The sequence below is a fragment of the Azospirillum sp. TSO5 genome, from assembly GCF_003116065.1.
Taxonomy (GTDB): Bacteria; Pseudomonadota; Alphaproteobacteria; order Azospirillales; family Azospirillaceae; genus Azospirillum.
In genome coordinates this window covers 218,243-230,174 of sequence record NZ_LGQY01000032.1, presented here as the reverse complement: position 1 = coordinate 230,174, position 11,932 = coordinate 218,243, and the positions used below count along the sequence as shown (strand labels likewise).

14 protein-coding genes and 1 tRNA gene are annotated in these 11,932 nt (G+C 67.8%); 8 read left to right on the top strand and 7 right to left on the bottom strand.

Translation table 11 applies throughout. The features are described from left to right. Positions 1-87: 87 nt before the first annotated feature. The 6 genes from nusB to bamE all read right to left on the bottom strand — a co-directional run bounded on the left by nusB (position 88) and on the right by bamE (position 4,680). Positions 88-678: a transcription antitermination factor NusB gene (gene nusB / locus TSO5_RS10605; RefSeq protein ID WP_109151537.1), complete on the bottom strand. Its 591-nt coding sequence runs from the start codon at positions 676-678 to the stop codon at positions 88-90. Positions 679-713: 35 nt separating this feature from the next. After that, the gene (locus TSO5_RS10600) at positions 714-1,178 is read right to left on the bottom strand and encodes a 6,7-dimethyl-8-ribityllumazine synthase (protein WP_109151536.1); all 465 of its coding nucleotides are present in this window, start codon (positions 1,176-1,178) and stop codon (positions 714-716) included. 22 nt (positions 1,179-1,200) lie between these two features. Continuing rightward, entirely contained in the window at positions 1,201-2,355 is a 1,155-nt protein-coding gene (ribB, locus tag TSO5_RS10595) for a 3,4-dihydroxy-2-butanone-4-phosphate synthase (protein ID WP_109151535.1), read from the bottom strand. Then, complete coding sequence (locus TSO5_RS10590; RefSeq protein ID WP_109151534.1) at positions 2,352-2,939, bottom strand: riboflavin synthase; 588 nt, start codon at positions 2,937-2,939, stop codon at positions 2,352-2,354. Before TSO5_RS10590 ends, ribB begins: the two co-directional genes overlap by 4 nt. A gap of 77 nt (positions 2,940-3,016) precedes the next feature. Further along, a complete protein-coding gene (ribD, locus tag TSO5_RS10585; RefSeq protein WP_348981055.1) occupies positions 3,017-4,159 on the bottom strand; it encodes a bifunctional diaminohydroxyphosphoribosylaminopyrimidine deaminase/5-amino-6-(5-phosphoribosylamino)uracil reductase RibD in 1,143 nt (380 codons plus the stop codon). Positions 4,160-4,185: 26 nt separating this feature from the next. Then, positions 4,186-4,680 (bottom strand): outer membrane protein assembly factor BamE, encoded by a 495-nt coding sequence (gene bamE, locus TSO5_RS10580; RefSeq protein ID WP_109151532.1) that lies wholly within the window; start codon positions 4,678-4,680, stop codon positions 4,186-4,188. A gap of 132 nt (positions 4,681-4,812) precedes the next feature. On the opposite strand from bamE, the gene TSO5_RS10575 reads away from it, so the two are divergent. The 8 genes from TSO5_RS10575 to TSO5_RS10540 all read left to right on the top strand — a co-directional run bounded on the left by TSO5_RS10575 (position 4,813) and on the right by TSO5_RS10540 (position 9,884). Continuing rightward, positions 4,813-5,394 (top strand): ubiquinol-cytochrome C chaperone family protein, encoded by a 582-nt coding sequence (locus TSO5_RS10575; protein WP_247870690.1) that lies wholly within the window; start codon positions 4,813-4,815, stop codon positions 5,392-5,394. Between the two features lie 181 nt (positions 5,395-5,575). Then, positions 5,576-6,163, top strand: coding sequence for a DUF177 domain-containing protein (locus TSO5_RS10570; RefSeq protein ID WP_109151530.1), 588 nt, complete (start codon positions 5,576-5,578; stop codon positions 6,161-6,163). 190 nt (positions 6,164-6,353) lie between these two features. Beyond that, complete coding sequence (gene rpmF / locus TSO5_RS10565; RefSeq protein ID WP_012973646.1) at positions 6,354-6,542, top strand: 50S ribosomal protein L32; 189 nt, start codon at positions 6,354-6,356, stop codon at positions 6,540-6,542. 82 nt (positions 6,543-6,624) lie between these two features. Next, positions 6,625-7,677, top strand: coding sequence for a phosphate acyltransferase PlsX (gene plsX, locus TSO5_RS10560; protein ID WP_109074555.1), 1,053 nt, complete (start codon positions 6,625-6,627; stop codon positions 7,675-7,677). 3 nt (positions 7,678-7,680) lie between these two features. Further along, positions 7,681-8,652 (top strand): beta-ketoacyl-ACP synthase III, encoded by a 972-nt coding sequence (locus TSO5_RS10555; RefSeq protein WP_109151529.1) that lies wholly within the window; start codon positions 7,681-7,683, stop codon positions 8,650-8,652. Positions 8,653-8,809: 157 nt separating this feature from the next. Continuing rightward, positions 8,810-9,142: an integration host factor subunit alpha gene (locus tag TSO5_RS10550; RefSeq protein ID WP_014247260.1), complete on the top strand. Its 333-nt coding sequence runs from the start codon at positions 8,810-8,812 to the stop codon at positions 9,140-9,142. 106 nt (positions 9,143-9,248) lie between these two features. Then, positions 9,249-9,713 carry a MerR family transcriptional regulator gene (locus TSO5_RS10545; protein WP_109151528.1) on the top strand — a complete coding sequence of 155 codons (465 nt, stop codon included), beginning with the start codon at positions 9,249-9,251 and terminating at the stop codon, positions 9,711-9,713. A gap of 94 nt (positions 9,714-9,807) precedes the next feature. Beyond that, a tRNA-Pro gene (locus TSO5_RS10540) sits at positions 9,808-9,884 on the top strand. 252 nt (positions 9,885-10,136) lie between these two features. Here the strand turns inward: TSO5_RS10540 and TSO5_RS10535 are convergent. Further along, positions 10,137-11,801 (bottom strand): copper resistance protein CopC, encoded by a 1,665-nt coding sequence (locus tag TSO5_RS10535; RefSeq protein WP_158282394.1) that lies wholly within the window; start codon positions 11,799-11,801, stop codon positions 10,137-10,139. Between the last annotated feature and the right edge of the window lie 131 nt (positions 11,802-11,932).

Here is an 11,932-nt window from a genome sequence, read left to right as displayed (position 1 = left end):
TCTCCCGGGGCTCTCAGCGGATCTTCGATCCGCCTGACGCCGTCAGCACAAACGAAGTTTGTGCGAGAGGCGGGAGAGGGCGATTCCTTACTCCTCGCCCGTGCCGCGGCCGGGGTCGGGTTTGGCGAGGTCGTCGGCGCGCAGCGCGCGGGCGACGTGGTCGAGGACGCCGTTCACCATCGCCGGCTCGCGGCCGGAGAAGAAGGCGCGGGCGACGTCGACATATTCGCTGATGAGGATGCGCGGGTGGGTGTCCATATGGACCGCGATCTCATAGGCGCCGGCGCGCAGGATGGCGCGCAGCAGCAGTTCCAGCCGGTCGAGCGGAAAGCGCGGATCGAGCGCGGCGCCCAGCACCCCGTCGACCTCGGCCCGGCGGTGGACGACGCCGCGGACGATGTCGGCGAACAGCTGCGGATCGCCGGCGACGAACTTGTCGCCGTCGATCTCCTCGCCCAGCCGGTGGGCGACGAACTCGCCGACGACATTCTCGACCGGGGCCTGGGCCAGATCGATCTGGTACAGCGCCTGGGCCGCGGCCAGACGGGCGGCCTTGCGGCGCGCCTTGGCGGAGCCGCCGCCGGTCTTGTTCTTGCGGGACTTTGATTTGCCCTTGGAGTCGCCGCCCTTGGGGGCGTGATCGGGTGTCACGGGGCTGCCCGCGTCGTCGTTGCTCATGATCTGCAGTCGCTAAAAGAGAGGAGATGTCGGGGTCAGCGCGGATAGAGGCGGAATTTGCGCTTCAGGTCAATCATGTCAAGACAGGCCCGCGCGGCGCGGCCGCCCGTATTGACCGATCCGACATTGGCCCGCACCCAGGCCTGCTCGCGGTTTTCCACCGTCAGGATGCCGTTTCCGACCGCCAGACTGTAACGCAGCGCCAGATCCTGCAAGCCGCGGGCGCTTTCGGTACAGATCGTTTCGTACCGCGTCGTTTCGCCCCGGATGACGCAGCCCAGCGCGACATAGCCATCGAAGCGCTTGCGGGCGGTGAAGAAATCCATCGAGCGGATGGCGTACATGATCGCCGCCGGAAGCTCCAGACAGCCGGGCACGCCATAGCGGATGTGCGTGGCGCCGGCGCGGTCCAGTTCCGCGACGGCGCCACGCGCCAGCTCATCGGCGATGTCCTCGTGGACGCGGGCGTCCACGACCATGATGTGGGGCGTGTCGGTCATCCGGCGGCGACCAGTCCCTTTCTCAGTCGTCGCCCGGTTCGGCGGCGCCCGTTCCATCGACGTTGGGGCCGATCGCGCGGTGGCCGACCACGGTCAGGCCGTAGCCCTCCAGCCCGATGATCGGCTTCTTGCGGTTGGAGATCAGCTCCATCTTGCGCACGCCGAGATCCAGCAGGATCTGCGCGCCGATGCCGTAATCGCGCAGTTCCGGCACGCTGCTGGCCTGACCTTCCAGCCGGGCCTTCAGCGTGACCGAGAGGCCGTTCGGGTTCGGCTCGCGCAGAAGCACGATGACGCCGCGGCCTTCCTTGGCGATCAGCTCCATCGAGGCGTGGAGGTCGTTGTCGCGGCCGGAGTTGCGGTCGCCCAGCACGTCGTCCAGCACCGATTGGGCATGCATGCGGACCAGCACCGGCTCGTCGCCGGAGATATCGCCACGCACCAGCGCGATGTGCTCCGCATACTGGATCTTGTTGATGTAGACGTAGGACTGGAAGCGGCCGCCATAGCGGCTGTCCAGCGTGCCGGCCAGCACCTGCTCGACGATGGTTTCGGTGCGGCGGCGGTAGGCGATCAGGTCGGCGATGGTGCCCACCTTCAGCCCGTGGAACTGGGCGAACTGCACCAGATCCGGCAGGCGGGCCATGGTGCCGTCGTCGTTCATGATCTCGCAGATCACGGCCGAGTTGGTGTGGCCGGACAGCCGGGCGATGTCGACCGACGCCTCCGTATGGCCGGCGCGGACCAGCACGCCGCCGTCACGCGCCAGCAGCGGGAAGATGTGGCCGGGGGTGGCGAGGTCCTGCGGACCGGATGCCGGGTCGATGGCGACGGCGATGGTGCGGGCGCGGTCGGCGGCGGAGATGCCGGTGGTCACCCCCTCGCGCGCCTCGATCGAGACGGTGAAGGCGGTCTGGTGGCGCGAGGCGTTCTGCTGCGCCATCAGCGGCAGCCGCAGCCGTTCGATGTTCGGCCGGTCCATGGTCAGGCAGATCAGGCCGCGCCCATGCTTGGCCATGAAGTTCACCGCTTCAGGCGTGGCGCAGGAGGCGGGGATCACCAGATCGCCCTCGTTCTCCCGGTCCTCGTCGTCGACCAGGATGAACATTCTGCCCTGACGCGCCTCTTCGATGATCTCTTCGGCCGTCGACAGGTACTTGTGAAACTCGGACGTCATTCCTGCCCCGCGAGCCGGGCGACATAGCGCGCCAGCATATCGATTTCGAGATTGACCGGATCGCCCTCCTTCAGACCGCCGAATGTGGTGGCGGTCTGGGTGTGGGGGATGATGTTGACGCCGAAGCGGTTGCCCTCGACCTCGTTGACGGTCAGCGACACGCCGTCGATGGCGACCGAGCCCTTGGGCGCGATGTATTTGGCGAGGTTCGCCGGCGCCTCGAAGGTCAGGCGCAGCGATTCGCCGTCGGGGCGGATCGACAGCAGCCGGCCGACGCCGTCGACATGGCCGGACACGATGTGGCCGCCCAGCTCGTCGCCGACCTTCAGCGCGCGCTCCAGGTTGACGCGCGTGCCGGGTTCCCACCCGCCGAGCGTCGTCTTCGACAGGGTTTCCCCCGACGCCTGGATGACGTAGGTCCCCGGTCCCTTTTCGATGACCGTCAGACAGACGCCGTTGTGGGCGATGGACGCCCCGATCGCGATCGTCTCCGTGTCGAAGGCGGTCTCGATGGTGAACCGGGTGTCGCCCTGCCGCTCCACGGCCTGGACGCGCCCGACATCGGTGATGATTCCGGTGAACATGCGGGGAATTTAGCAGGTTTCGCGGCCAGGGGAAGCGCGCGCGACACCGCGGGCGGCGCAACGGTCTGTTGCGTCGGCTAGACCGATGCCTTGGCGGGGATCCGGCGGTAGCTTTCGGCCAGATCGGCGCCGGCGTTGCGGGCGGCGGTGCGTTCGAAGCGCGCCATGGCGGTCAGCGCCTCGACTCCGAAACCGGCGACCGCCGGCAGCCCGTCGCCGCCGATCAGCGACGCGGCGCGGAACCACTCCAGCCGGTCGACCAGACCGGCGCCGAGCAGGGCGCCGGCCATGGACGCTCCGCCCTCCACCAGCACGCGGGTGATGCCGCGGGAGGCGAGGGCGGCCATTGCGGCGGCTGGATCGACGCGGTCATCAATACCGGTGGCGACCGGGATCACCTCGACGCCGAGCGCGGTCAGCGCATCGGTGCGGGCGGTGTCGGGGGAGGGGCCGGTGAGGACCCAGGTCGGGATGCGGCCGGCACCGGTGGCGAGTTTCGCCGTCGGCGGCAGGCGCAGGCGGCTGTCCACAACCACGCGGACCGGGCTGCGGTCTTCCAGACCGGGCAGGCGGCAGGTCAGTTCGGGATCGTCGGCCAGCGCGGTGCCAATGCCGACCAGGATGGCGTCGTGGCTGGCGCGCAGCCGGTGGCCCCAGGCACGGGCGGTCGGGCCGGTGATCCACTGCGACTCGCCGGTGGCGGTGGCGATGCGGCCGTCGAGCGTGCTGGCGACCTTGCATGTGACCAGCGGACGGCCCAGCGTGATGCGGTTGAAGAAGCCCTCGTTCAGGGCGAGCGCCTCGGCCTCGCAGACGCCGGTGGTCACCTCGATGCCGGCGTCGCGCAACCGGGCCAGACCGCCGCCGGCAACCCGCGGGTCGGGGTCCTGGCAGGCGACGACGACGCGCGTCACCTTCGCCTCGACCAGCGCCAGGGCGCAGGGCGGCGTCTTGCCATAATGATTGCAGGGTTCGAGCGTGACGTAGGCGGCGGCGCCTTCCGCTCCGCCGGAGAGGCTGCGGGCGCGGGCCAGCGCCTCCGTCTCGGCATGCGGCCGGCCGCCGGGCTGGGTCCAGCCGCGGCCGATCACGACGCCGTCGCGGACCAGAACGCAGCCGACCGCCGGATTCGGCCAGGTCCGCCCCAGCCCGCGCGCGGCGAGCGACAGGGCGGCGCGCATGTGGCGCAGGTCGGTGTCTGTATCGGGCTGAACGGGCACGGAAAGCCAGGCTATCGGCTAAGCGATCAGCTGCCGGGGCCCTTGCCCTTGGTGTCCTTGGCGGAGAAGCGGCCGACGTTGCCCATCATCTGTTCCAGGAAGCCCATCTCGCGGCCGGCCGTGGGGGTGGTGCGCTCCACCAGATCGACGTCCTGGCCTGCCGACTTGTCGAGCGTCTTGATCTCGCGCAGGACGCCGCTGTCGTCGAAATGGGCGACGACGACGCGGCGCTCTGTCACTTCCGGCTCGAAGAAGGCGGTCTTCTCGGTCTTCTGGCCGATATAGTACCAGACGTTCGGATCGAAGGTGCCGACCGAGGTCGGCGTGCCCAGCACCGCGGCGACGTCGTCGCGCCGGCTCTGGCCCGGCTGCAGCTCTGCCACCTGCTGCGGGTCCGTCAGGTTGCCACGGGTGGCGACGACGGGGGAGCATCCGGTCGCGGCAAGGCCGGCGAGCAGGACGCTGCCCAGCAGGGCGGTGCGAATGACGGTGCGGGGGGCGGAAAAGTTCGATCTGGTCATGGTGCTCGGGCTATGATGGAGCCGGCGGGGCAGAAAGGCCGTCCACGGCTGTGGACAGTCTCCGGGCAGGACAATCGCACCGGCTGCTTCGCCCTGTCAACGAGACTCCGAGTCGGGGAAGGGCTGCCGTTCGTGTCAGGAAGCTTTATCGGCCGTCTGCTGGCCCCTTTGATGTCCGGTATCGGCGGCGGTGCGCGTGCCCGCAACGCCACGGCGGTGGGCGGGCTGTTCACCGCCATCGTCCGCCGCGCCCGCGAGCCGGCCTTCTACAGTGCGCTTGCCGTGCCCGACACGCTCGACGGGCGGTTCGAGATGGTGGCGCTGCATCTCCTTCTGGTGATGCGCCGGCTGAAAGGGCAGGGCGCGGAGGCGGGCAAACTGTCGCAGCGCCTCTATGAGACGATGGTCGACGATTTCGAGAAGTCGCTGCTGGAGATGGGGGTCGGCGACAGCGGCATCGCCCGGCGGGTCAAGACGATGGCCCGCGGCATGGCCGGGCGAATCCGCGCCTATGACGAGGCACTGGCCGACTCCGACCACGGCAGGCTGGAGGTGGCGCTCGACAACAACCTCTACGGCACGGTGGACCCGGTGCCGGACGGGGCGCTGGCGACCATGGCCGCCTATGCCCGCGCCTGCGCCGCGGCGCTTGACGCCCAGCCGCTGGAGTCGCTGATGCGGGGGGAGGTCCGCTTCGCCCCGGTGCCGGCGTGAGCGCTGCACTATATAAGGTGAGCGGTGAATCGCCCGCAGCCGGGCGGCCGATGCCTGGGGTGATGCCCGGGGCGTTGCTTGAGGGCTTGCCTTTCCGGTCCGGCGGCTGCATGTGACTCAAACAGATGCCGGTCGCCCGTCGCGCCGGCCGTTTCGGTTTACGATCAGAGAGTCTTTCGCCATGAGCCCTGCCAACGGTGCCCTGCCGGCCCCGGAATTCTCGCGCATCGTCCCTGCCGACGCGGTGCGCCGCGCCGACGTGACCGAGACCATCGAAGCGACGGAGACGGAGCGCAAGGCGCTGGCCGAGCGGCTGGAGCTGGAGTCGATCGGCAGCCTGACCGCCACGGTGAAACTGCGCGCTGTGCGCGGCGGCCAGATGATTCGTGTCTCCGGCCAGTTGGAGGCCGACGTGGTGCAGACCTGCGTCGTCACGCTGGAACCGGTGCCCGCCCATGTCAGCGAGAGCTTCGATGCGCTGTTCGCTCCGCCGTCGATGATCGAGGACCAGGGGCTGGAGGTCGATTTCGACCCGTCCCTGTCGGACGAAGACATTCCAGAGCCGATGGAGAACAACCGAATCGACATCGGCGAGCTGACGGCGCAGCACCTGTCGCTCGGACTCGACCCCTATCCTCATGCGGAGGGCGTGGAATTCGAGGACTATCGCGAGCATGAGGGCGAGGAGACGGTGGAGGAAGAGGCGGCTGCGGAGCCTGAAAAGCCCAATCCATTCGCCGTCCTGCAGCAGTTGAAGTCGCGCAACTGATCCGGCTGTTGCTTTCCCCGCCGTGCCTTGTATAAGGGCCGGCATTTCCACCCCCACCAATGAGCGGCGCGGGGTTGCGAAATGGGGGTTGTTCGGGCTTGCCCTTTGGGGGCATTTGCCTTATTGAATGCCGCTCGCGCTGGGCGGCCCCTGTTCGGGCCGCCCTTTCCAATGAAGAGAGTTTACGGTCATGGCTGTTCCGAAGAAGAAGACCTCCAAGTCGCGGCGCAACATGCGGCGTTCGCACCACGCTCTGCCGACCTCGGCGTACAACGAGTGTCCGAACTGCGGCGAGCTGAAGCGTCCGCACCACGTCTGCGGGTCTTGCGGCCATTACGACCAGCGTGAAGTGGTTCAGAGCGGCACCGCGGCCGCTTGATCCGGATCGCGTTGTCTGAGGTCCCGATGACCGGGGGCGCTGGTCGCCCCTACCGGGGTCCAAGCCGGGGAGCCTGTTCGCGGTGAGCCAGCGCCTGACCATCGCCCTGGATGCCATGGGTGGCGATCACGGCCCCGACATGGTCATTGCCGGGGCGGACATCGCGCGGGAGCGCCATCCCGACGTGCGCTTTCTGCTGTATGGCGACCAGCAGCGGCTTGAACCGCTGCTGAACCAGCGGCCTGCGTTGAAGGCGGTGGCGGAGATCCGCCACACCGCCGACTTCGTGGCCGGTGACGCCAAACCAGCAGTGGCGCTGCGCGCCGGTCGCCAGTCCAGCATGCGGCTTGCCATCGACGCCGTCGCGGCGGGCGAGGCTGCCTGCGTGGTGTCGGCCGGCAACACCGGCGCCTTGATGGCGATGGCGAAATTCGTGCTGAAGACGCTGCCGGGCATCGACCGGCCGGCGATGGCCTCCTTCTTCCCGACGCAACGGGGCGAGAGCGTGATGCTGGACCTCGGCGCCAACGCCGAATGCCAGCCGGAAAATCTCGTCCAGTTCGCCGTGATGGGGGCCGTCTTCGCGCGCGCCATCCTGGGCCTTCCGGAGCCGTCGATCGGTGTGCTGAACATCGGGTCGGAGGACATGAAGGGCAACGAGGTGGTGCGTGCCGCGGCGGCCAGCCTGCGCGACATGCCGCTGCCCGGCCGTTTCCATGGCTTCGTCGAGGGCACGGACATCGGGTTGGGAACGGTCGACGTCATCGTCACCGACGGCTTCACCGGCAATGTCGCGCTGAAGACGGCGGAGGGCACGGCCAAGCTGTTCTCCGAATTCCTGCGCCGGACCTTCGCGACGTCGTTCCTGGCACGGATCGGCTATCTGCTGGCACGCGGCGCCTTCAAGCGCTTCCGCGAGCGGATCGACCCGCGCCGCTACAACGGCGCGATGTTCCTGGGCCTGCGCGGCGTCTGCGTGAAGAGCCATGGCGGCACCGACGCGGTCGGCTTCGCCAACGCCGTCGCGGTCGCCGTCAATCTGGCGACGCACGGCTTCAACGAACGCATCAAGGAAGAGATGGGGCGCATAGCCGACGCGAACCCTCTTCCCGACACGAAGGCGGCGGCGGGCTGAACAATGGTCATGCGTTCCCGAGTTCTGGGTTGCGGTATCTTCCTGCCGTCCAACGTCGTCACCAACCAAGATCTGGAACAGCGGGTCGACACGTCGGACGAGTGGATCGTCCAGCGCACCGGCATCAAGTCGCGCCACATCGCCGCGGAGGGGGAGAAGACCTCCGACCTCGCCATCGCCGCGGCGACCCGCGCGCTGGAACATGCCGGCGTGCCGGCCTCCAGCATCGACTGCATCATCCTGGCCACCACCACGCCCGACAACACCTTCCCGGCAACGGCGACCAAGGTGCAGGCGGCGTTGGGGACCAAGGGCTTCGCCATGGACATCCAGGCGGTGTGCGCCGGATTCGTCTATGCCATGTCGGTGGCCGACAATTTCCTGCGCAACGGTCAGGCCAAGCGCGCCCTGGTGATCGGGGCGGAGACCTTCTCCCGCCTGCTGGACTGGAGCGACCGCACCACCTGCGTGCTGTTCGGCGACGGCGCCGGCGCCATCGTCCTGGATGCCTATGAGGGCAAGGGCGATTCGTCCGACCGCGGCGTGCTGTCCACCCACCTGCATTCCGACGGCACCCAGTACGACCTGCTCTATGTCGATGGCGGCGCGTCGTCCACCGGCACCATCGGCCATGTCCGCATGCACGGGCAGGAAATCTTCCGCCATGCCGTGTCCAAGCTGTCGGCGGTGGTGGAGGAGGCTCTGGTCGCCAACGGCCTCGAGTCGACCGACATCGACTGGATGGTGCCGCACCAGGCGAACCGCCGCATCATCGACGGGCTGGCCCGCAAGATGAAGCTGTCGCCGGAAAAGGTGGTGCTGACGGTGGACCGCCATGGCAACACCTCGGCCGCGTCGATCCCGCTGGCGCTGGGCGAGGCGGTTGCCGACGGCCGCATCAAGCGCGGCGACCTGATCCTGATGGAAGCCATCGGCGGCGGCCTGACCTGGGGTTCGGCGCTGATCCGCTGGTAAGCCGCCGGCGCTCCTTCCCCATTTCCCCATCAGCATGCTGCGCTGCAACCCCGGCCGGACTTCGGCCGGGCCGTTTGCGCCTGCCAAGCTTTTGAATTGACGGACCTTCTTCCCCCGGATTACCGTCTTCGCAATGGTTGCGGGGGGAGGTCGAACAATGTCGCAAAACACCGTCACGCGCGCGCAATTGAGCGAAGCCGTCTATCAGGAGGTCGGTCTTTCGCGCAATGAATCGGCCGATCTGGTCGAAACCGTCCTGGACGAGATTTCCGATGCGCTCGCCCGGGGGGAGATGGTGAAGATCTCGTCCTTCGGCAGCTTTCAGGTCCGCCAGAAGGGCGAGCGAATCGGCCGCAACCCCAAGACCGGGGAAGAGGTGCCGATCCTGCCGCGCCGCGTCCTGGTCTTCCGCGCCAGCCATGTTCTGAAGAACCGCATCAACGACGTTCAGGAGGGTGGGGCGCCGACGCCCGCGCGGGCGCTGTCCTGACGCCGGCCGTTTCCGATGATGATCCGGAAGCCCTGCCCATCGCCATGCCGTGCCGTCCCACGGACTGCCGCCCCCGATCGTTGTCGGATGGCGGCCTGATCCGGTCATGAAATCCGCCACGGCCTATCGCACCATCAGCGAGGTGTCGACCGACCTCAACGTGCCTCAGCATGTGCTGCGGTTCTGGGAGACGAAGTTTCCCCAGATCCGCCCGCTGAAGCGCGGCGGTGGGCGACGCTATTACCGGCCGGAGGATGTCGAGCTTCTGCGGCGCATCCAGGCACTGCTGTATGAGGACCGTTATACCATCAAGGGCGTTCAGCGCCTGTTGAAGGAAGGGCGGATGGCCGACCCGACGCCGCCGCTGCCGGAAGATACGGATGATGGCGGCGACGCGGCGGATGCCGAGGCTTTCGCCGGGGACGAGTCCGATGACGTCGGGGAGGGCGGTGCCGATCATCCGCCCCTGTCCGATGCAGTACGTCACGAGATCAACATGGTGCTGGACGAGTTGAAATCGCTGCGATCGGTGCTGTCCCGACTGTCCGAAATGGGGAGCAAAAAAAGCTGAAAAATCATCACGGGAGATGTTGCATCGGCAAAAGCCCGCGGCTATAGTCCCGTTCCCTTCCGGAGCCAAGCCGCAAGCACTGCGGTGAAGTTGACGGAGCGTAGCGCAGCCTGGTAGCGCATCAGACTGGGGGTCTGGGGGTCGCAGGTTCGAATCCTGTCGCTCCGACCAGTTCCGGAAGGACCGGAAAAGCCTTGGAACCTAACGGTTCCAGGGCTTTTTCTTTGCCCGCGTCATCGGCTGCCGATGCGTCATCTTTCGGCGCCGTGTGGAACTCAACGTAACCGAACAGATTCGTGCGATGCCCGCTCAACCGGGCGCAGCGCATCTCCATCGCGGCGAGATCCTGCAACCGAGGGCGCAGCAGGACCGGCGGTGATCGTTCATCGCCAAAACGCCCTGTTCCTCACTTTGCGAATGCCGTCACTTGATCGTCCCGATGTCCCCCGGCGCCTCACCGATCGACACTTCGGTTTGGAACGTCCGCTTGTCGAAATCGTCGATCAGCACCTCAAGGCGCAACGACCATCGACCAGCAAGCGGCAGAGTCATGTCGTCGACTCCGAAGAAGCCAGGGCCGTAGGTTGTCAGGGTACGCCGCAGAGGGGCCACACCCGCTGCCGACAGCTCCCAGTTCATCGTCACCTCACGGGTGGAAACCGGCTTGCCATCCTCATCCTGAAGATGGAGCCGAACGCCGTTGCTTCCCGGCTTCGCCGGAACAACGTCGATGATGGCGACGAGACCTCCTTTCACCGCAAGGGTGGAAAATCCGGCCGGTGGCTTTTCCTCGGCTGCGCTCAATGCGCGGGGCGGGGGCGTCAGGGCGAAGGCCGCTGTCAGCAGCAGGGCAGCGCCGGCCACCGCCATCTCCAGGACGATGCTCCGCCGCAGTGCCCTGACGGCGTGGTCGCCACCCCGGTCGCCATCTCCGTCGAGGGCCGGGCTCAGGGACTGCCTGTTCCACGCCGCCAGTCCGAGCAGCAACAGGACAGCCAGCATCTTGCCGGCCCACACCCAGCCATAGCTGCTGGACAGGATCGCCTGGAAGGAGCGGAGCTGGATTGCGGACAGAACCATGCCGGCTCCGGCCAGGATGGCCACGGCACCGACGGCCAAGCGCGAGAATCGGCGGGTCAGCCTTGCGGCGACAACCGGCGACTCCAGGCGCAATGCCATCCTCAACGGCCAGAACGCTCCGACCCAGTAGGCCGCCATCAGCCCATGCAAACCGACGAGCGGCGCGCTCAGCCATCGGGGAGAGGCCGTGGCCGCATGGCCGGTGACGGCCAGCGAGGTGGCCCCCAGCAGTGCCCCCGTCACCAGCAGCCCCTGTCCGACCGCAGGACGGAACTCCAATGCCAAGCCAGAGGCCGAGCAGAGCAGGGCGAGCAGAGCGACTCCGGCGCTGATGCCGACGCTGCTCGCCGCTCCGGTGGTCCAGGGGCTTCCGGTCAGCAGGGCGGCGAGGGGTTGACCTGCCAGCGTCACCCCGGTCACCCCCACCAGCAGCGTCGCCGACAGGCCGGCCGCCAGCAGCATCAGGCACAGAAAGGGTTTCAGCCGGTCGTTGAGCGTCGCCCAGCGTCCCGTCACCAGCACCAGGAACAGGCCACCGCCTGTGCCGGCCAGCAGGGTGGCGTAATGCAAGGTCCGCAACAGCAGGCCGGCCAGGGCGGCGGCACGGGACGGGTCGTCCTGCGGAAGCGGGCTGGCCGCCGATGACGGCGCCACGCCGATCCCGAACGTGAAGGAACCGGCAACGGGATGGCCATCCGCCGAGGTGACGCGATAGCTGGCGACATAGAGGCCGTTCGGCAATCCCGGCGGCAGGGCGAGGCGTACGCTGTCGTTCTCCGCCACCGCGCTTTGCTGCTCGGCCATATCCCGTCCCTGCTGGTCGAGCAGTTGGATACGGACGGGAGTGACGGGTTCATTGAAGCTCAGCGTCAAGCTTGCCGGCGCGGTGTCGAGGCTGGCGCCTTCGGCCGGAACCGACTCCATCAGCACCGCATGGGCCCAGCCGCTCGGCGGGAAGGCTGCGAGGATCAGCACGGCCAAGACCACGATTGGAAGAACGCCGGTCATACGACGGAGGCCGGGACGCATGAGGATGCCTCGCTCTGGTAGGGGGCATGGTCGAGGGCTGCATGCAGCCCGATCACCCGGCTGGTGCCGGATGTCAGTGCCGTTGGGGCTCGATCAGCGTGACGCCCGCA